At 60.7% G+C, this 19,946-nt stretch carries 20 protein-coding genes and 1 tRNA gene; 5 read left to right on the top strand and 16 right to left on the bottom strand.

Annotation, left to right across the window (positions count from 1 at the left end):
• From Q0562_RS13360 to Q0562_RS13320, 9 genes are all read right to left on the bottom strand, one after another.
• A partial coding sequence (locus Q0562_RS13360) for an alpha/beta fold hydrolase (RefSeq protein ID WP_298645139.1) occupies positions 1–989 on the bottom strand: 989 nt, incomplete at its 3' end.
• Between the two features lie 57 nt (positions 990–1,046).
• Entirely contained in the window at positions 1,047–2,543 is a 1,497-nt protein-coding gene (locus Q0562_RS13355) for a gluconate:H+ symporter (RefSeq protein ID WP_366144803.1), read from the bottom strand.
• 33 nt (positions 2,544–2,576) lie between these two features.
• Entirely contained in the window at positions 2,577–3,530 is a 954-nt protein-coding gene (gene denD / locus Q0562_RS13350) for a D-erythronate dehydrogenase (RefSeq protein ID WP_298645135.1), read from the bottom strand.
• A 460-nt stretch (positions 3,531–3,990) separates the two neighbouring features.
• Positions 3,991–4,767, bottom strand: coding sequence for a 2-oxo-tetronate isomerase (gene otnI / locus Q0562_RS13345; RefSeq protein ID WP_298645134.1), 777 nt, complete (start codon positions 4,765–4,767; stop codon positions 3,991–3,993).
• Positions 4,768–4,769: 2 nt separating this feature from the next.
• Complete coding sequence (locus Q0562_RS13340) at positions 4,770–5,402, bottom strand: aldolase (protein WP_298645132.1); 633 nt, start codon at positions 5,400–5,402, stop codon at positions 4,770–4,772.
• On the bottom strand, positions 5,399–6,649 hold the full coding sequence (otnK, locus tag Q0562_RS13335; RefSeq protein WP_298645130.1) for a 3-oxo-tetronate kinase: 1,251 nt from the start codon (positions 6,647–6,649) through the stop codon (positions 5,399–5,401). Before otnK ends, Q0562_RS13340 begins: the two co-directional genes overlap by 4 nt.
• 1 nt (position 6,650) lies before the next feature.
• A complete protein-coding gene (gene ltnD / locus Q0562_RS13330) occupies positions 6,651–7,547 on the bottom strand; it encodes an L-threonate dehydrogenase (RefSeq protein WP_298645127.1) in 897 nt (298 codons plus the stop codon).
• Positions 7,548–7,860: 313 nt separating this feature from the next.
• Positions 7,861–8,319, bottom strand: a complete 459-nt coding sequence (locus Q0562_RS13325) for a PTS sugar transporter subunit IIA (protein WP_298645125.1) — start codon at positions 8,317–8,319, stop codon at positions 7,861–7,863.
• Between the two features lie 609 nt (positions 8,320–8,928).
• On the bottom strand, positions 8,929–10,584 hold the full coding sequence (locus tag Q0562_RS13320; protein ID WP_298645123.1) for a formate--tetrahydrofolate ligase: 1,656 nt from the start codon (positions 10,582–10,584) through the stop codon (positions 8,929–8,931).
• A 222-nt stretch (positions 10,585–10,806) separates the two neighbouring features.
• On the opposite strand from Q0562_RS13320, the gene Q0562_RS13315 reads away from it, so the two are divergent.
• Both Q0562_RS13315 and Q0562_RS13310 read left to right on the top strand, forming a co-directional pair.
• Positions 10,807–11,706 (top strand): L,D-transpeptidase family protein, encoded by a 900-nt coding sequence (locus Q0562_RS13315; protein WP_298645122.1) that lies wholly within the window; start codon positions 10,807–10,809, stop codon positions 11,704–11,706.
• A gap of 183 nt (positions 11,707–11,889) precedes the next feature.
• Positions 11,890–12,942: a class I fructose-bisphosphate aldolase gene (locus tag Q0562_RS13310; protein ID WP_298645120.1), complete on the top strand. Its 1,053-nt coding sequence runs from the start codon at positions 11,890–11,892 to the stop codon at positions 12,940–12,942.
• A gap of 259 nt (positions 12,943–13,201) precedes the next feature.
• On the opposite strand, the gene Q0562_RS13305 is transcribed toward Q0562_RS13310, so the two are convergent.
• The 7 genes from Q0562_RS13305 to Q0562_RS13275 form a co-directional block, all read right to left on the bottom strand.
• The gene (locus Q0562_RS13305) at positions 13,202–14,653 is read right to left on the bottom strand and encodes an aminoacyl-histidine dipeptidase (RefSeq protein WP_298645119.1); all 1,452 of its coding nucleotides are present in this window, start codon (positions 14,651–14,653) and stop codon (positions 13,202–13,204) included.
• 34 nt (positions 14,654–14,687) lie between these two features.
• Positions 14,688–15,683 carry a protease SohB gene (gene sohB / locus Q0562_RS13300; protein WP_298645118.1) on the bottom strand — a complete coding sequence of 332 codons (996 nt, stop codon included), beginning with the start codon at positions 15,681–15,683 and terminating at the stop codon, positions 14,688–14,690.
• Positions 15,680–16,426 (bottom strand): hypothetical protein, encoded by a 747-nt coding sequence (locus Q0562_RS13295; protein WP_298645117.1) that lies wholly within the window; start codon positions 16,424–16,426, stop codon positions 15,680–15,682. The genes sohB and Q0562_RS13295 overlap by 4 nt, the downstream gene beginning before the upstream one ends.
• Positions 16,401–17,261 carry an ABC transporter ATP-binding protein gene (locus tag Q0562_RS13290; protein ID WP_298645114.1) on the bottom strand — a complete coding sequence of 287 codons (861 nt, stop codon included), beginning with the start codon at positions 17,259–17,261 and terminating at the stop codon, positions 16,401–16,403. Before Q0562_RS13290 ends, Q0562_RS13295 begins: the two co-directional genes overlap by 26 nt.
• Positions 17,262–17,323: 62 nt before the next feature.
• Complete coding sequence (gene rpmG, locus Q0562_RS13285) at positions 17,324–17,494, bottom strand: 50S ribosomal protein L33 (protein ID WP_298645113.1); 171 nt, start codon at positions 17,492–17,494, stop codon at positions 17,324–17,326.
• Positions 17,495–17,504: 10 nt separating this feature from the next.
• On the bottom strand, positions 17,505–17,741 hold the full coding sequence (gene rpmB / locus Q0562_RS13280) for a 50S ribosomal protein L28 (protein WP_298645111.1): 237 nt from the start codon (positions 17,739–17,741) through the stop codon (positions 17,505–17,507).
• A gap of 39 nt (positions 17,742–17,780) precedes the next feature.
• Positions 17,781–17,856 (bottom strand) — tRNA-Phe (locus tag Q0562_RS13275).
• A 136-nt stretch (positions 17,857–17,992) separates the two neighbouring features.
• Here Q0562_RS13275 and nagZ point away from each other — a divergent pair.
• From nagZ to Q0562_RS13260, 3 genes are all read left to right on the top strand, one after another.
• Complete coding sequence (gene nagZ, locus Q0562_RS13270; RefSeq protein ID WP_298645110.1) at positions 17,993–19,000, top strand: beta-N-acetylhexosaminidase; 1,008 nt, start codon at positions 17,993–17,995, stop codon at positions 18,998–19,000.
• A 24-nt stretch (positions 19,001–19,024) separates the two neighbouring features.
• Positions 19,025–19,393 (top strand): peroxiredoxin, encoded by a 369-nt coding sequence (locus Q0562_RS13265; protein WP_298645109.1) that lies wholly within the window; start codon positions 19,025–19,027, stop codon positions 19,391–19,393.
• A gap of 2 nt (positions 19,394–19,395) precedes the next feature.
• Positions 19,396–19,946: hypoxanthine-guanine phosphoribosyltransferase (locus Q0562_RS13260; protein WP_298645108.1), on the top strand; the 551-nt coding region annotated here is incomplete at its 3' end.

The raw sequence follows: 19,946 nt of genomic DNA, 5'->3' as shown, positions 1-19,946 counted from the left end.
CGGGTGTTTTCGCTGGCGGGGATGAGGTATTCGCGCCCGTGCGGGATGCGCGAGATTTCCCGTTCCATGATGCCGAGGACGCGCGGGTTGCGTTCGTCGTCGGCGGAGTTGATGGCGAGCAGGTGGGCGCGGATGTTTTCGAGATGGGCTGAGGCGTTGTAGTCGTGTGAGGATTCCCACTGGTAAATGAAGTCGTTGGCGTCGCCGTTGAAGGGGGCGGCAAGGCGTTCTTGCAGCCAGGCGTCGCCTGCCGCGCTGCTGCTGCCCGCTTTGTACAGCGCCTGTTCGCCGCCGTTGGTGGCGGTGGTGAAAAAGAGATAGGTGCGGCGGAAGTTCTGCGGCTGTTCGCGGTAGTCACCGTTCTGCCAGCTGGGGTCGCTTTTGATGGCATCGACCAGCAGGCGGCGCATCATCCAGTTACGCCCTGCCATTTCAGTCGGGTAGGACGCCATCGGCACGGCGATGTCCATCATGTCCGGGTAGCGGGTCGCCCACAGCCAGGTGTGCATGCCGCCCATGGAGTTGCCCAGGACGAGGCGCAGGTGCTTGATGCCCAGGTGCTCGGTGATGAGGCGGTATTGGGCATCGACCATGTCGTCGTAGGTGTAGCGCGGGAATTTCATGCGCAGGCCGTCTGAAGGTTTGCTGCTTTTGCCGGTGCCGATGGCGTCCGGCAGGATGATGCGGTATTGGGCGGCATCCAGCGGTGCACCGGCGCTGAAGAGTTCGTCAGCAAAGCCCTTTTCGAGCATGCTGCGTGCGGAGCCGGTGGTGCCGTGCAGGATGAGGACGGGTTCGCCGTCGGGGTTGCCGAGGGTGGTGTAGTGCAGGCGCAGTTCGGACAGGGTCTCGCCGTTGGTGAAGCGGTAGTTCGGGATGACCCATTCGTGTTCTTCCTGGTTCGGGTAGGTGGTTTCTGCCTGGGCGAGGGTGGTGAGGCCGAGTACGCAGAAGGCGGTTTGGAGGAGGCGGCGTAGTGTCAGGTGCATGGTGTTCCCCTGTTTTCTAAAGCGAAAGGGCCCGCCGTGGCGGGCCCTGTGTCGTCGTTAAGCGGTGATTTTCCGGTTCATGTGCATGACGTAGGCCATGACCAGACCGAGGATGACGAGCGGCAGGATCGGGTCAAGGATGGAGCCGCCGTGGCCGAAGATGAGGTTGGCAACAGCGACCAGCGCGCCGCCGATACCCCAGGCGATGGTGGTCGGGATAGACCAGACGATCATCTGGGTTTTCACGTCGGCGATGCCCATCATGCGGTTGACCACCCAGTAGAGGCTGTCGTTGAAGTAGCCGAAGAAGAGCGAGCCCATGGTGGCGGCGTTGGCGGCCATCAGCATGTTGATACCTTCGATTTCGGCGAGTATCGGCATGGAGATGGAGGCACCTGCAATCATCGCCACGGTGCCGGAACCCTGGATGAAGCGCATCAGGGTGGCGATGATGAAGGGAATCATGATCGGCGAGAAGGGCAGGTGCTGGGCGATGTGCTGGGCCATTTCTTTGCCCGCGCCGCTGTCGCGCAGGATGGCGCCGAGTGCGCCGCCGGCACCGGTCACGAGCAGGATGATGCCTGCACTGGTCACGCCTTCTTCAAGGTATTTGGCGGTGTCATGTACGCTTGTCTGCGGCAGCAGGGTATAGACGGCGACCAGTACGCTGATGGCGAGCGCGATGATGGGGTTACCGACAAAGGCGATGGTTTGGTAGAAGGCACCGGCCTGGAAGGCTTTCAGGGCTTCTTCGGTCGGGAAGCTGTATTTGCCGACGAGATCAACGATGGCTTTGGCGAAGATGAGGACGATCGGCAGGACGATGGGCAGCATGGAAAGGAACAGGCTGGGCAGGGATTTGGCCTGTTGTTTTTCGATGTAGCCGTCGAGTTTGTCGCGCAGTTCGTCTTCACTGAAGGCTTGCTGGTTGAACTCGGGGAAGCGTTTGTCCAGCCATTTGGCGTAGTACACCATGCCGATGACGCAAGGCACGGCGAAGCACATGCCGGAGAGCAGCATGGCGCCCAAATCTACGCCGAAGATGCCGGCGACGCCGAGTGGGCCCGGGGTCGGCGGCACGGTGTGGTGGGTGACGACCAGGCCACCGGCGAGGGCGACGCCGAGGGTGAGCAGCGAGCGTTTGCTGTTTTTGGCGAGCGCTTTGGCGACGGGGTAGAGGACGACGAAGGCGGAATCAACGAAGATCGGGATACTGACGATGTAGCCGGTGATCGCCAACGCCCATTCTTCTTTTTTCTCGCCGAGGAACTTGATGAAGCTGAACGCCATTTTTTCGGCAGCGCCGGAGACTTCAAGGATGCGCCCCATCATCACGCCGAGGCCGATGACGATACCGATGCTGCCGAGGGTGCTGCCGAAGCCTTTGCTGATGGCGCTGATGGTTTCAGTCGCGCTCAGACCGCCGCAGATGCCGGCGATGGATGCGGCGATAAGCATGGCGATGAAGGCGTGCACGCGGGTGCGCAGCACGAGGTAGATCAGGACGAAGATGGCAATCAGGAGGCCGATGATGGGCAGAGGCATGCCGAGCACGGTGGTCACGGCTTTTTCAGTGGTTTCCATGAGTTATCCCCCTTGCAGGTCTTTATCGATGAATTGGCGGATGACGCTCTGGAAGTCGCTGTCGCAGATGAAACCGCGCGCGAGGGCGCTGGTGTTGTCGATCGCAGCCGGCCAGCTGGCGACGATGGCGTTGATGCCTTCATCGAGTCGCGGCTTGATGTGTTGCAGGATGTTTTTGCCCTTGATGGCGGCGAGGTCGTCGAGCATTTGCTGCACGCTGATGGTGAAGCCGGGCAGGTTGATGACGTGCCAGTCGCGCGGCGGCAGGGAAGGCATATCAAGCGCGTGGATGAAGTTGGCAACGACGGTATCGGGGCTGGACAGCCACAGGCGCAGCGCAGGGCTGACCGGCAGCACGGCGTCTTCACCTTGCAGCGGTTCGCGCATGATGCCGCTCACGAAAGACGAGGCGGCCTTGTTGGGTTTGCCGGGGCGGATGCAGACGGTGGGCAGGCGCAGGGCGAGGCCGTCGGCGAAGCCTTTGCGGGTGTAGTCGTTAATCAGCAGTTCGCACATGCCTTTTTGTGTGCCGTAAGTGGACTGCGGGGTAACAGCGGTGTCGTCGCGGATGACATCGGGCAGTTTGCCGCCGAAGACGGCGAGCGAGCTGGAAAAGATGATGCGGATGGACGGTTTGGTGTGGCGGATGGCTTCCAGCAGGTTGCGCGTGGCCAGGAAGTTGATTTCGTAGCCGAGGTCGGGTTCGGCTTCGGCGTGGCTGCTGACGATGGCGGCGAGGTGGAAGACGGCATCGGTCGCCGGCGTGATGACGCTGCCGAGGTGGGCGGGATCGCGCAGATCCATTTCCACGCAGGTTACGTGCGGATCGTTGCCGGGGGCGGTCGGCTTGATGACATCCACCAGGGTGAGGTGGACATCCTGCCGCTTGGCCAGCAGGATTTTGGCAAGCCGCTGGCCGAGGAAGCCGGCGCCGCCAGTGATGACGATGTTTTTCATGGGTTGCCTCTGTTGTGTGAATGAAAGTGTGTGAAATGACGGGCAAAGCGAGATGTCAGGTTTTATCCCGCTTGGCGGGGTAATCCCCTTCTCCTGCTGGGGAAGGCTGGGATGGGAGTTGGACAAATTGCGTTAGCAACAAGCCCTGTCCCGCAAGGCCAGGTTTTATCCCGCTTGGCGGGGTTTTGTCGGGCTTCGCCCGTTTTCTCTAACCCCCACCCCAACCCCTCACCCACCGGGTGAGGGGCTTTTTCCGTCCCGTAAAGCCCAGGTTTATCTCGCTTGACGGTTTGTTTTCTCCTTCCCCCGCAAGCGGGAGAAGGGATTTGGGGGTTCCGCTTGGCGGCGATGCGAATCGTAGGGTGGTTTTAGCCCACCAAACATCAGCAAGGCTATCTGTTCATGGTGGGCCAAGGCTCACCCTACACGCCCCCAGGTTTTATCCCGCTTGGCGGCCTGTTTAACGGTAAGCCGCAAACCAGCCCAGCCCGTCTTCGGTTTTGCCGCGCGGGTTGTATTCGCAGCCGATGTAGCCCGCGTAGCCGAGTTCGTCGAGCAGGGCGAAGATGTAGGGGTAGTTCACCTCGCCTTCGTCCGGCTCGTGGCGGTCGGGGACGGACGCAATCTGGATGTGGCCGATGCGCGCAAACATCGCTTTGGTCATCGCGCTCAACTGCCCGTCCACGTTCTGCGCGTGGTAGTAGTCGAACTGGATCCGCACGTTGTCGCGGTCGATGGCTTCGACGGCGGCAAGCGTGTCGTACTGGCTTTTCAGCAGGTAATTCGGTTTGACCTGCGGGCTGAGGGCTTCCAGCACGATGTGGATGCCGTGCGGGCGGAAGCGTTCGCTGGCGTAGCGCACGTTGTCGATGTAGGTGTTGAGATAGGCGTTGCGGTCAGCGCTGGCGGGGACGACGCCCGCCATGATGTGCACGGTCGGGCATTCCAGGGCAATGGCGTATTCCAGCGCCTGGTCGATGTCGCGCCGTGCCTCGCTTTCGCGCCCCGGCAGGGCGGTCAGCCCCCATTCGCCGTTTTTCGTATCGCCCGCCGCGCTGTTGAAGAGCACCTGCTTTAAGCCGTGCTTGTCCAGCAGCGCTTTCAGCTCGGCGGCGGGATAGTCGTAGGGCCACAGGTATTCGACGTAGCGGAAGCCCGCGTCCGCCGCCGCCTTGAAGCGTTCGAGGAAGGGGCGGTCGGCAAACATCATGGTCAGGTTGGCAGCAAATTTGGGCATGGTTATTTCCCCCGGTTTTTCAGATCGTTAACTTCGTCATCCGTCAGATAGCGGATGTTTTCGCCGCGCAGGATGAAATGCAGTCTGGCGGTTTCTTCCAGTTCTTCGGTGTTATCCACCGCATCGGTGAGGTCGCTGCCCGTGACCACCACGCCGTGATTGGCGAGCAGGAAGGCGCGTCCCGTGAGCGCCCGCGCTTCCAGTTCACGCGCGATGTCGGGGTGGCCGGGGCGGTAATACGGGATGACCGGCAGCGCGCCGACGCGCATGACGTAATACGGCGTGAATGCTTTGAACGCGTTCGCAGGATCCAGCCCTTGCAGGCAGGAAAGCGCGGTGAGGTAGGTGGAATGCAGGTGGACGATGGCGTTGCAAGCGGGATTCTTGCGGTACAGCGCGAGGTGGAAGACGGACTCCTTGCTCGGCTTGTCGCCGGCGAGCAGCTTGCCGTCGCCATCCAGCACCGACAGCCGTTCCGCCGTCAGCCGCCCCAGCGAGGAACCGGTGGGGGTGGCGAGGAAACGCCCGCCGTCCAGGCGGCAGGACAGGTTGCCCGCCCCGCCGACGCTGTAACCCCGGTTAAACAGCGACGCCGCCAGCGCCACCATCTGGTTTTTTTGCTCAAGCTCGGTCATGCGAACATCCCCTGCGCGTAGGCGAAGAAATCCTCAGTGCCGAAGTTGCCGGATTTCAGCGCGAGATAGACTTCGCCATCGAGCACGCGCAGCCACGGCACGCCGGGGGCAATCTGCTTGCCGATGTGGAAGCCGTCCACGCCGAGACGCTGCACGACGATGCTGGACGTTTCCCCGCCCGCGCAGATGAAATTCACCACGCCCTGCGCGCGCAGCTTTTCTGCGACGGCGGCAAACACCTGTTCAATGGCGTGGCTGGATTTTTCCATACCGAAACGCTGCTGAATGGCTTTGAGCTCATCCGGCGGCACGGTGGCGTAGAGCAGCGGTGCGTGCTTATCGTCCAAATGGCTGACGACCCAGGCGGCGAGTTCGGCGGCATAGTCCGCGCCCCGCTCGATGCAGGCCTGCGCCTCGACGAAGCGGTGCGGCGCGACGGCCTTATAGGTGGCGACCTGCTTGTTGGTCATCACCGAACACGAGCCGGAGAGCACCACCGTCGCCCCTTTCTTCGGCACAAAGGCGTTATCGCCCTTCTTGCCGCCGGAAAGCAGCGCCGCGAGATACGCGCCCAGCCCCGAACCGCCCGTGACCAGGCGCAAATCGCGGCAGGCCTCGGCCAGCACCGCCAGTTGCGCGTTATCGACACTGTCGGCGACCGCATAGCGGTAGCCGTCTGCGCGCAGACGGGCAAAGCAGTCCCTGACGTGCGCCGCGCCCTGCACCATGTCCGGATAGGCGACCAGACCTGTTTTGCCGCGCGCCTGCGCGTCCATCAGGCGCGGCAGACTGGCGTCGCGCATCGGCGTAATCGGGTGATTCTGCATCCCCGATTCATTGAGCAGCACCTGGCCGACGAACAGATAGCCGTTAAAAATCGTCCGCCCGTTGACCGGCAGCGCGGGAGAAATCACCGTGAAATCCTCGCCCAGCGCATCGAGCAGCGCATCCGTCACCGGGCCGATATTGCCGGCGGCGGTGCTGTCAAACGTCGAACAATACTTGAAGAAAAACTGCTGGCAGCCCGCCGCCTGCAACCACTGCAACGCCGAGAGCGACTGCGCTATCGCTTCTTGCGCGGCAATCGAGCGCGATTTCAGGCTGATCACCACCGCATCAACGCCGTCCGGCAGGGCGCGCGCCGGAATACCGTTCATCTGCACCGTGCGCAGACCGTTCTCCGTCAAAAAGCTGGCGATGTCGCTTGCGCCGGTGAAATCGTCGGCAATTACCCCTAACTGCAACATCTCAGCCCCCTTTTTTCGGCAATTCGATGCCGCTGAAAATCTTGATTACCGCGCTGTCGTCTTCCTTGCCATGCCCGGCATTGCTCGCCTCGGTGAACATATTGAACGCCGTGGACGCAAGCGGCAGCGGGAAACGCAGCGCCTTGCCCGTATCCGTCACCAAGCCCAAATCCTTGACGAAAATATCGACCATCGACAGCGGCGTGTAGTCGCCATCGACAACGTGCTTCATGCGGTTCTCGAACATCCACGAATTGCCGGCGGCGTGCGTGACCACGTCGTACATCAAATCGAGCGGAATCCCGGCCTTGGCAGCCAGCGCCATCGCCTCCGCCCCGGCGGCAATATGCACCCCGGCGAGCAGCTGGTGAATGATCTTGACCGTCGCGCCCTGACCGATGTCCTTGCCACAGCGGTACACCTTGCCCGCGACCGCATCCAGCACCGGCTGCAACTTGGCGAACGCCGCGTCATCACCGGCCGCCATCACCGTCATCTCGCCCGCTGCCGCTTTCGCCGCGCCGCCGGAAACCGGCGCATCCAGCATCAGCAGACCGCGCGCGGCGAGCGCCTCGCCAAAACGGCGGGCATCCTGCGCGGCAATCGTCGAAGAAACCATCACCACCGTGCCGGGCTTGAGCTTGTCAGCGAGCTTGCTTTCGCCGAAGAGTACAGCCTCCACCTGCGCGGCATTGACCACGAGCAGCAGCACCGCATCGAGCTTGTCGGCAAAACCATCCGCCGATGCCGCGACCGCTTTCGCGCCGGCAGCCTGCAAAACGTCGCGCGCCTGCGCAGACAAATCCACACCATACGTATCGAGACCGGCGCGCACACAGGACTGCGCCGCTCCCATACCCATCGCACCCAAACCGATTACCGCAACTGCATACGACATGATGAACCTCTCGTTATGTGAAAAACGGGTGGATATTAGAGCAAGGCGATGTGCAAAGCAATCGGTTTTCCTGTGGATTTATGGGAAATAAAATCTGCAATCGCTGCAATGCCTTAAAATTTCAGCGCAGGCCGCTTATAAACAGCGGCAGCAGACGCATTAATAGCCAACAGGAAACTTCCACATCATCCGGCGCATTGATAGTGGAAACGCACAAAAGATGTGTGGATAACCAGGAAAATTTGAGGATACGACGGCGCCCGACGGCAGGAGAATATGCCGCGCGTCCCGGCAGCCCGCGCAACCCCGTCAACTAAATCCGATACTTGGCGGCGATGGCGCGCAGGTCGTCACTATTCTGCGCCGTGAGCAAATCGGCAATCAGCGCCTCGTTATCAAGCATCACCGCCAGCATTGACATGTTTTCCAGATGCCGCTCGTGATTCTTTGAGGCGAGGGTAAAAAACAGGCGCGCGTCTTTCCCACGGTCATCAAGATCAAAGGCGACCGCTTCATGCACCTTCATGAACGACACCGCCGTCTGATGAACACTGGCTGCATTCCCCTGCGCGTGCGGCATGGCAATATCCGGCGCGATGACGATATACGGCCCGTATCGTTCGATGCTGGCGATGATTTCATCGGCATAAGCGGCGTCCACCGCGCCGCTTGCCACCAGCGGCTCACAAGCCGCATGAATGGCGCTCTGCCAGTCGGCGCAGCGCGCCTTGAAATTGACATGCCCGGCGTCAAGCATTTGCGTAAGTAACATAACAACCTCGCTCAGTGCATAACAAAGCCAACAGAAGACGGCACCCGCCGTTCCTTTTTATAACGCATCATTTCGCTGACTTTGCACATAAAAAACTCCACTAATACCAATACCGGGAAATAAAACGGCGTTCGTAGCGGGCTTTATCCCGCCATCCGCATGGTTTCGGCGGGCGACCACACGCCCTGCGGCGAGTTATTTTTGATTTTGGTATAGCGACAGGAAAAAGCGGCAAACAGAACTGCCGCCCATGCTTGCGCACTCTGTACTACAACCGCAGACAGCGCAAGACAAAGCGAACAAAACCAACATATCAATACGGATTCGGTGCTTGATGTATAGTCAGTTTCAAATAGGATTGAGACAAGGCGGCGAGCCTAAGACAGTACAGACAGCACGGCAAGGCGAGCCAACACCGTATCAGTCCTATTTGAAACGACTATATCACCGACAGCGGCGCCGATACCGCCTTCATCGCCGCATTGAACCGGCGCGGCATCAAGGTAACGCTGGTGGGCGTGGACGCATGACACCGCTCCGGGAAACAGTCTGCGAGTACGCCGCAAAAACCCGCCTCACGGCGGGTTTTTCGTGCGTTTTCGGCACGGTTCAGAACAGTCCGGTGATGTTGCCGTCTTTATCCACGTCGATGTTGTTCGAGGCGGGCGCTTTCGGCAGACCCGGCATTTTCATGATGCTGCCGGTGATGGCAATGACGAAGCCCGCGCCCGCCGCGATTTGTACTTCACGGATGTGCAGGGTGAAGCCTTGCGGGCAGCCCAGCGCTTTCGGGTCGTCGGAGAGCGAATACTGGGTTTTTGCCATGCACACGGGCAGGTTGCCGTAGCCGAGTTTTTCCAGATCGGCGAGGGTTTTGCGCGCGTCGTCGCTTAGGGCGATGTCCGCCGCGCCGTAGATTTTCTGCGCGATGGTGCGGATTTTGTCAACGAGCGGCATATCGTCCGGATAAAGCGGGGCGCAGCGGCTTTCGCCTTTTTCGCAGGCGTCGATGACGGCGCGGGCGAGGTCTTCGCCGCCTTTGCCGCCGTGTGCCCACACTTCGCACAGCGCGACTTTCGCACCGTGTTCGCCGCAGGTTTTTTCAATGAGAGCGAGTTCGGCGTCGCTGTCGCTGACGAAACGGTTGATAGCGACGACGACCGGCAGGCCGAAGGCGTTTTTGAGGTTGGCGATGTGTTTCAGCAGGTTCGGCAAGCCTTTACCGAGTGCGTCCACGTTTTCGGCGGTGAGCGCGTCTTTGGCGACGCCGCCGTTGTATTTGAGGGCGCGCACGGTGGCGACGATGACAGCGCAATCGGGTTTGAGGCCGCCTTTGCGGCTTTTGATGTCGATGAATTTTTCCGCGCCGAGGTCGGCGCCGAAGCCTGCTTCGGTGACGGTGTAGTCGCCGAGGGCGAGGGCGGCGCGGGTGGCGATGAGGCTGTTGCAGCCGTGGGCGATATTGGCGAACGGCCCGCCGTGCACGAGCGCCGCCGTGCCTTCGATGGTTTGCACGAGGTTGGGTTTGACGGCGTCTTTGAGCAGCGCCGCCATCGCGCCTTGTGCGTGCAGGTCGCGGGCGTACACGGGTTCGCCGCGCCTGTTCCAGGCGACGATCATGTCGCCGAGGCGGTTTTTCAGATCTTCAAGGTCGCGCGCAAGGCAGAAGCAGGCCATGACTTCGCTCGCCACGGTGATGTCGAAGCCGTCCGGGCGCAGGGTGCCGTCCACGCTTTTGCCGAGGCCGCTGATGATGTTACGCAGCTGGCGGTCGTTCATGTCCACCGCGCGGCGCCAGGTGACTCGCTTCGGATCGATTTCCAGGGCGTTGCCGTGGTGGATGTGGTTGTCGATGAGGGCGGCAAGCAGGTTGTTGGCGGCACCGATGGCGTGGAAGTCGCCGGTGAAATGCAGGTTGATGTCTTCCATCGGCAGCACCTGCGCGTAGCCGCCGCCGGCCGCACCGCCCTTGATGCCGAAGACGGGGCCGAGCGAGGGTTCGCGCACGGCGATGACGGTTTTTTTGCCGAGACGGTTCAAGGCGTCGGCAAGGCCGATGGTGACCGTGGTTTTGCCTTCGCCTGCCGGTGTCGGGTTGATGGCGGTGACGAGGACAAGTTTGCCCGGCTTGTCGCTCGCGCGCGGGCGGATTTTGGCTTTGTATTTGCCGTAGTGTTCGAGTTCGTCGGCGCTGATGCCGATTTTGGCGGCAATGGCGTCGATGGGTTGCATGGTGGCCTGGCGGGCGATGTCGGCGTCGGTCATGGTTGGCTCCGTGGTTTGTTGAGTGAGCAGGCGGTGGTTTCTGTGGCTTCTTGTGTTTCTCTTGGTAATTATATGTGTGTTTGCCACAGATTTCAGGTGGAACTTTCGCCGCCCGGATTCGGCGGTCCCAGGCTTCGTGAAAAACCGCTCATTAGCCTGATGCGCCCTGACCTGATATAAAGCCCGCCCGCATCCCCGCAACAATAAACCGAGACAGCTCCCATGAAAAAAACCATGCTCGCCGCCGTCGCCCTGCTCGCGGCAGCGGCCCACGCCGAAAAATACGACCTGCCGCCCGCCGACATCAACGTTATCGGCCGGGTGCAGCAAATCAGCGCCAAACAGGGCGAAACGTTTGCCGATATCGGCCGTGAATACGGCATCGGCTACGACGCCATGGAACACGCCAATCAGGGCGTGGACGGCCTCTATCTGCGCGAAGGCGAACAAATCCTCCTGCCGACCCGCTTCATCCTGCCGGACGCACCGCGCGAAGGCATCGTCATCAACCTGCCGGAAATGCGCCTCTACTACTACCCGCCGAACAGCAATGTCGTCCACGTATTCGCCATCGGCATCGGCCGCGAAGGCTGGGGCACGCCGAAAGGCATCCTCAGCATCAGCGAGAAAAAAGCCAATCCGACCTGGACACCGCCCGCCTCTATCCGCGCCGAACACGCCGCCAACGGCGATCCGCTGCCCGCCGTTGTCCCCGCCGGCCCGGACAACCCGCTCGGTCTCTTCGCCATGCGGCTTTCCAACCCAGCCTACCTGCTGCACGGCACCAACAAACCCGAAGGCGTGGGCATGCGCGTCTCGCACGGCTGCATCCGCCTCTACCCCGAAGGCATCGAAGAACTCTTCGGCATGGTGCCCGTCGGCACCAAGGTCAACATCATCAACCAGCCGATGAAAGTGGGCTGGTTCGGCGACAGCATGTACCTCGAATTTCATGCGCCGCTCGGCGAAGATGCGCGCACCCTTGAGCAGAACATCGCCGAAGCACGCGAAACCGTGCATAAAAGCGTCGCCTCGCGCGGCCTGCAAGTATCGAACGACCTCATCGACGCCGTGGTGCGCGAAGAAAGTGGCCTGCCGGTTGAAGTCGCCTACTATCAATAACCTCTTTTCTCCCGCCACCAAGCGCCGCAAGGCGCTTTTTTTCTGCCTGCACGGCACGATGTGGACAAACCCCATCAATACTGCGCAAAAAACCACAATAATATGTGAGAATCACATTTCATCGCGCTATACTGTGCAGCGGCCATCGCGCCATCCCATCCTCTGAACGCACGGAGATTCATCATGCAAAACCTGCAACAACTGCTCGGCCAAGAAGCCGATACCCTGCTCAACCACCGCTGCACCGCGATTCCGAAAGAGAACCTCTACCTGCCCGGCCCCGATTACATCGACCGCGTTTTCGCGCAGAATGACCGCTCGCCCGCCGTGTTGCGCGCCTATCAGCAAATCGTTGATCACGGCCGCCTCGCCGGCACCGGTTACGTTTCCATCCTGCCGGTGGATCAGGGCGTCGAGCACTCCGGGGGGGCGTCTTTCGCCGTCAACCCGCAATACTTTGATCCGGAGAACATCGTCAAACTCGCCATCGAAGGCGGTTGCAATGCGGTGGCATCCACCTACGGCGTACTCGCCAGCGTCGCGCGCAAATACGCGCACAAAATCCCGTTCCTGGTCAAACTCAACCACAACGAAACGCTGACCCTGCCGCCGCTGCACGACCAGACCATGTTCGCCACCGTCGAGCAGGCGTTTGACCTCGGCGCGGTCGCCGTTGGTGCCACCATCTACTTTGGCGCGCCGGAAAGCCGCCGCCAGATTCAGGAAGTCGCCGAAGCCTTCACCCGCGCGCACGAACTGGGGATGCTCACCGTACTCTGGGCTTACCTGCGCAACCCCGCCTACAAGCACGACGGCGTCGACTACCACAGCGCCGCCGACCTCACCGGCCAGGCGAACCACCTCGCCGTGACCATCGGCGCGGACATCGTCAAGCAGAAACAGGCGGTAAACAACGACGGCTACCGCAAAATCGGCTTCGGCAACACCGACGACCTGGTGTACAGCAAACTCACCACCGACCACCCCATCGACCTTACCCGCTACCAGCTCGCCAACTGCTACATGGGCAGAATCGGCCTCATCAACTCCGGCGGCGCGGCAGGCGGCGCGAGCGACAAGGCGGAATCGGTGCGCACCGCCGTCATCAATAAACGCGCGGGCGGCATGGGCCTCATCCTCGGCCGCAAATGCTTCAAAAAACCCTTTGATGAAGGCGTCGCGCTGCTACACGCGGTGCAGGATGTTTATCTCGACAAAAGCATCACCATCGCCTGACGGCATCGCCGCCAGGAAAAACGGGGCTGTATGCCCCGTTTTTTCTTGGCGGCCTTCATACGCGGCAAAAATTTTTCATGAATAGGCCTCTCGTGAAAATATTCATCCCATCGCGTAGTGATTTTTATGGGTGCCCGGTCAGGCGAGCCAATGCTGGTGGATGATGATGGACAACAGCCCGCGATAAAAAAACCGCACCATTGTCTCGCCGGACGCGGTGCGGTGTTTTTATTGCCGTTTCAGCCGTTTTATGACGAAGCTAGGCCGACGGGCTTTGCAGGAAGGCGCGCAGCCAGCGGTTGCAGCGTTCGACGCTGGCGATGTTGACTTTTTCATTCGGCGAGTGCGGCGAGACGATGGTCGGGCCGAAGGAAGCCATTTGCCAGTGCGGGTATTTGGTGAAGAGGATGCCGCATTCGAGACCGGCGTGTACGGCTTTGACCGGCATGTCGTCGCCGTAGATGGTGGCGCCGATTTTTTTCAGTTTTTCGACGAGTTCGGAGTGCGGCAGCGGTTGCCAGCCGGAGTAGGCGCCGCTGTATTCGCTGCTGCCGCCGGCGAGGCTGACGAGCCATTCGATGCGTGCGGCGAGGTCTTCGCGGGCGCTGTCCACCGAGGAGCGCAGCATGCAGCCGATGTGCAGGGCGTTGTCTTTGGTTTCGACAACGGCGAGGTTGTTTGAGGTTTCGACGAGTGCGGGAATGTCGATGCTCATGCGGTCCACGCCGTTGTGCAGGTTGCGCAGCACGGCAATGGTTTGTGCGGTGCTTTGCTCGCTGAGGGCGCGGTTGACGGTTTCCGCCGGTTCGAGGCTGATGGTCAAACCGTGGTCTTCGGCCGGCAGTTCGTTGCGGATGTGTGCGGTGAGTTCTTGCAGGGTTTGTTGGGCGGCGGCGAGGTTGCTGCCACTCAGGGTAATCAGGGCATCGGCTTCGCGCGGGATGGCGTTGCGCAGGTCGCCGCCGTTCAGGCTGATGATGCGCAGGGCGTTGGTTTTGTCGTCATGCAGGGTTTGCAGGGCGCGGGCGAGGATTTTGATGGCGTTGCCGCGTTGCAGGTGGATTTCGATGCCGGAGTGCCCGCCTTTGAGACCGCGTACGTGCAGGTGGTAGCCTTGTCCGTTCAGGGGTTCGTATTGCAGCGGCAGGGTGTAGCTGCCGTTGACGGCACCGGCACAGCCGATGCAGAGTTCACCTTCGTCTTCGTAGTCGAGGTTGAGCAGGATGCTGCCGTTCAGCCAGCCTGCCTGGACTTCCAGCGCGCCTTCGAGGCCGGTTTCTTCGCTGGCGGTGAAGAGACCTTCAAGCGGCGGGTGGCTGAGGGTTTTGTCGGCCAGCACGGCGAGAACCATGGCGGCTCCGATGCCGTTATCGGCACCGAGGGTGGTGCCGTCGGCATGCACCCATTCGCCGTCCACAATGGTGCGGATGGGGTCTTTGCTGAAATCGTGGCTGGAATCTTTGTTTTTCTGCGGCACCATGTCGAGGTGCGCTTGCAGGATGACGCCCGGCTCGTTCTCGCGTCCCGCACTCGCTGCTTTTCGCACCCGGACGTTGCCGCGTGCATCCCGTTCGGCTTCGAGGCCGAGGCGTCCCGCTTCGTCGAGGATGTATTGCTCAATGGCTTCTTCTTGGTGCGTGGGGCGGGGAATTTGTGTCAGCTGGTGAAAGTATTGCCAAACCGCACGGGGCTCGAGTTCGGTTATGTTCATGACAGTTCCTTTTTGTTTGTTTTCACAGGGATTGTCAGCGGAGGCGCGCTTTCAGCGGGCGGGCGCTGAGATGGCCGAGAAAGCGCTGTTTGAGTTTGTCGTACCAGCGCTGTTTGCTTTTTTCTTCGAGTTGCAGCAGCCGGTGGCTATGCAGATGCGCGAGGATGTAGTCGTCGCTGGTGCCGATGGCGTCTATCAGGCGGTTTTCTACGGCTTGCACACCATACCACGTTTCACCGGTGGCGAGGGCGTCGATGTCCAGTTGCGGGCGGTATTCATGGATGTGCTGCTTGAAGAGATCGTGGGTGACGGCGAGTTCGTGGCGGAATTGCCGACGGTCGGCTTCGCTGTTTTCGCCGAAGAGGGTGAGGCTGCGTTTGTGTTCGCCGGCGGTGTGTTCTTCGTAGCGGATGTGGTGCTGTTTGAGCAGTTCGTTGAAGTTGGGCAGGGCACCGACGACGCCGATGGAGCCGAGGATGGCAAAGGGGGCGGCGATGATTTCGTTGGCAATGCAGGCCATCATGTAACCGCCGCTGGCGGCAACTTTGTCCACGGCGATGGTAAGCGGGATTTGTCGCGCGCGCAGGCGGGCGAGTTGCGAGGCGGCGAGGCCGTAGGCGTGTACCAGCCCGCCGCCGCTTTCGAGGCGCAGCAGAACGCGGTCTTCGGTGTTGGCAATCTGGATGACGGCACTGATGTGTTCGCGCAGTTGTTTCACTGCCGAGGCTTCGATGTCGCCGTCGAAATCGAGGACGAAGATGCGCGGTTTCTGGCTGTCGTCGTTGTCTTTTCCCGCCTGTTTCTGCGCCTTTTGCCGCGCTTTCAGGGCTTTTTTGTCAAGCAGGGTTTCGTAGAGGCGGTCTTGTTGTGCTTCGTAGTACTCGTTCAGCGAGCGGATTTCGAGTTTGTCTTCGTCATCATCTTTGTCCCGCTTGGCAGCGGCGATGCCGACAACGGCGAGCAGCAGGCAGACGAGGGCGGTCAGGGATTTGGCCAGGAACAGGCCGTATTCGAGGAGGAAGGTTTTCATCGGGAATTGCGTGTCCAAAGTAGGGGCATCAGGGTGAGAAAGAGCAGGCTGTGCATGGTGATGTAGAGCAGGGTCTGCATGGTGGCGATGCCGCGATAGAGCAGGCTGAGGTGTTCAAAGGGCGAGAGCCAGCTCAGGATTTCCATCAGCCACGGTGGGGAGGTGGTCAGCACGGGCAGCAACCACAGCAGCAGCCAGAAGAGCGCCAACAGCAATGAAGCGGGCAGCGGCTGTTTCTGCGAAGCGGAGATGGTAAGCGAGAGTAAGGTGGCATAGAGGGCGATGAAGATTTGCGCCAAGAGGAGTGCCAAGAGCAGTTTGCCGTCCCACAGGTTGCTGCGCGCAATCCAGGCGGCAGTCAGCCAGAACGGCAGGGTGAGCAGGGTCAGCGCGCTCAGCAGCACGATGGTTTTGCCGACGAGCAGGCGAGGCAGGCCGCCGCGTACGCCGCGCAGTAATACGTCGGTGTGCCACAGTTTTTCCCCGGCGAGGCTGCGCGCGCCAAAGTAAATCGTCCACAGGATCATCAGCCATTGCAGCAGCTGCGCGGCACTGCCGAGCAGGGTTTCCGTCGCGCCACGCCGGTTTTCCAGTCCCGCCAGCTTGGGTGCAATCGCCTGATATTCCACCAAGCCACCGGCAAGATACAGACCAAGCGCCAGCCATGACGCGGCAAGGGCGGAAAAAAATGCCGGGGTCGCCAGCAGGCGGTATTCTTTATGTAACAGGCTGCGCCACAGCATCGAGTTTTTCCTGAAAAGCGTCACGCGGGTAAGCGGGGTAATACGCGCAGATAGCGGGATTCGCCGCCAGCTGCTGCCACAACGACTGCCGCGCTGCGGCAGTGCCATCATAAGCAAAGGCAGCAAAGCGTCCGTCCCGCAAATCCGGATTGGGCAGGGCCTGCGCCTGTGCGGCGCTCTCGCAGGCGACCCAAATATGCGCCCCTGCCGGGCGGGGAATAACGATTTCGCGCAGTACACCGTCATGCAAGTGGTAAACACGGTGTGCGGTGGCGAGTACTTCGTCCCAGTCATGACTGGTCATCAACACGCAACAACTGTCCGCCAGACTTGCCAGCAGCGGGCGCAACAGCAGGCGCTGGTTGCTGTCCAGACCATTGGTGGGTTCATCCAGTACCAACAGGGGCGGTTTGTGAATCAATGCTTGCGCCAGACCGACCCGCTGCCGATAGCCATGTGACAATTCGCCGCAGCGCTTATGCGCCACTGCTTGTAAAGCGCAACGTTGCACAACATCGGCCAGTGCTGCTTTACAGTCACCCACACCGCGCATCTGCGCACACATCAACAAAAACTCGCGCACCCGCCACTGCGGATAAAGCGGTGCCTTGTCCGGTAGATAACCCAGCCAGAAAGCAGGTAAGCCTGCCTGGTAGCGGACAACGCCTGCATCCGGCGTTAATGCACCCGTCAAAAGTTCCAGCAAGGTGGTTTTACCGGCACCATTGCCCCCAATCAGCGCCACCACTTCGCGGGAGTGCAAAACCAATGACGCATCACGCAGAATGGTTTGTCTGCCACGATGCAGGGCAAGATGTTGAGCGGAAAGAAGCATGCGGTGAATATGGGTTATAAAAAAACCCGCCTGCGCGGGTTTTCGAGACAGGTAGCCGACGATTACTTGATCTTGACTTCCTTATAGATGACGTGTTTGCGGGCAACCGGGTCAAACTTCTTGATTTCCATTTTTTCCGGCATGTTGCGCTTGTTTTTGGTGGTGGTGTAGAAGTGTCCGGTGCCTTCGGAAGAAACGAGGCGGATCTTTTCACGAGCGGTTTTCTTGGCCATGTCTCACTCCTTATACCTTTTCACCGCGAGCGCGAATCTCTTGCAAAACGGCGTCAATGCCTTTCTTGTCAATGATACGCATCCCGTGAGCAGAAACTTTCAGTTTGACGAAGCGGTTTTCACTTTCAACCCAAAAGCGGTGTTCCTGGATATTGGGGAGAAAACGACGTTTGTTTTTATTATTTGCGTGGGAAACGGTGTTGCCGACCATCGGCTTTTTACCGGTCACCTGGCAGATGCGGGACATAGCCGGACCTCATACAATCTTTGAAATAACGGAAAATGGTGGTGGCCAAGGGCGGAATCGAACCACCGACACGCGGATTTTCAGTCCGCTGCTCTACCAACTGAGCTACTTGGCCTTGGAAAGGACGCGCATTAAACAGGAAAACCCCAAAACGGTCAAGCACAAAATTACGCCGCAGACGCGTGACGCACGGGCGAAACAGGACGCCCCGGCCGCCGTGATAAAATCGCGCCATTTATCAGGGGAGGCACATGAGCGCGGTTATCATCGGCATTGAGGGAACGCATCTGCAAGCGCACGAGCGCGCACAAATCTGCCAACCCGCCTGCGCGGGCGTCATCCTGTTCAGCCGCAATTATGCTGCGCCGGATCAACTGCACCAACTCTGCGCCGCCATCCGCGCTGCGCGCCCCGACCTGCTGCTCTGCGTTGACCACGAAGGCGGACGTGTGCAACGTTTCCGCGACGGTTTCACCGCCATCCCCGCTGCCGCCGCCTTTGGCCGCTGCTTTGACCGCCGTCCGCTGCTCGCCTGCCGACTGGCCGAGGCGGCAGGTGTCGTTATCGCCTGCGAACTGCGCCAATACGGCATCGATTTCAGCCTCACCCCCGTCCTTGATCTCGCCGCGCCCGTTTCCACCGTTATCGGCGAGCGTGCCTATCACGCCAATCCTGCCGTCGTCGCCGTTCTCGCCGATGCCCTGCGGTGCGGCCTGTGTCAATGCGGCATGGCCGCTGTCGGCAAACACTACCCCGGGCACGGGCGTGTGAGCGGCGACTCGCACCACACCTTGCCGCACGACCCGCGCAGCCCTGCCGAACGCGAAGCCGACCTCTACCCCTTCCGGCACCACATCGCCGGCGGCATCGAAGCACTGATGCCCGCGCACATCGTCTATCCCGACATCGACGACCGCCCCGCCGGGTACTCGCCCCTGCATATTGCCGCATTGCGTCAGCTCGGTTTCGACGGTGCCGTCATCAGCGACGACCTTGACATGGCAGGCGCGCAAGGCATTGCCAATCCCGGCGACCGCATCCAGGCCGCCCTCGATGCCGGTGCCGATGTGACACTGATGTGCAACGACCTCGCCGCAATCCGCCAGGCACTGACCCGCGACTATCACCACCCCGATGCGGCAAACAGCGCCCGCCGCCTCGCCGCCCTGCGCGCCCGCCCCATTGATGCGGCAACTGCCGCCGCCCACTACCGCACCGCTTGCGAACTGCTGCAAGCCCACGCTGCCGACCTCGTATAATGCCCGCCTGAACCGGAGCACCCCATGGCAGAAAAACTCGTCATCATCATCCTGAACAGCGACCCGCAAAACGGCACGGAAATCCTCGAACCCGTCTATCACGCCACCATCGCCGCCTCGATGGATTATCACACCGAAATCATCCTTGCCGGACGCGCGGGCGAACTCGCCATCCGGGGCGTTGCCGACAAAATCGAATCCCCGCGCAAAAGCGGCGAAACCCTCTACGACCTCATCAAAGAAGCCTACCAGAGCGGCGTTGTCATCAAGGCGAGCAAATTCGTCGTGCAAAAATGGGGCGACAACCTCATCGCTGAAGTGAGCGAAGTCGTCAGCGGCGGCTACATCGTTGGCGAAATCATGAACAACAACACCACAACCCTGAGCTACTGACCATGCAACACCTCAGCAACCAAGAACTCGAAAACGTCCTGCGGCACAGCGAATGCCTCATCGACAGCGGCCGCATCAACGCCGCCTACGACCACCTTGCCGCCCAGCTCAACCTGCACTACGCCGGTCTCAACCCGCTCATCCTCATCGTCATGAACGGCGGCCTCATCCCGGCGGGACAACTGCTCACCCGCCTTTCCTTCTTCCACCGCATGGACTACCTGCACGCCACCCGCTACCGCGACAACATCGGCAGCGGCGAGCTCATCTGGAAAATGCGCCCGACTGCCGCCATCGCGGGCGAACACATCCTGCTCATTGACGACATCTTCGACGAAGGCATCACCATCAAGGCCATCATCGGCGAACTCAAGGCGCAGAACCCGCAAAGCCTGCGCAGCGCCGTCCTGCTCAACAAAAAACACGACCGCAAAGTCGCCGACTACAAACCCGACTTCATCGGCTGCGAAGTCGAAGACCGCTACATCTACGGCTGCGGCATGGATTATCACGGCTACCTGCGCCACCTGCCGGGCATCTACGCCCTCAAACA

It is taken from the genome of uncultured Cardiobacterium sp., assembly GCF_938028825.1.
In the GTDB taxonomy this organism is placed as follows: domain Bacteria; phylum Pseudomonadota; class Gammaproteobacteria; order Cardiobacteriales; family Cardiobacteriaceae; genus Cardiobacterium.
This window is presented reverse-complemented; position numbering and strand designations above follow the sequence as displayed.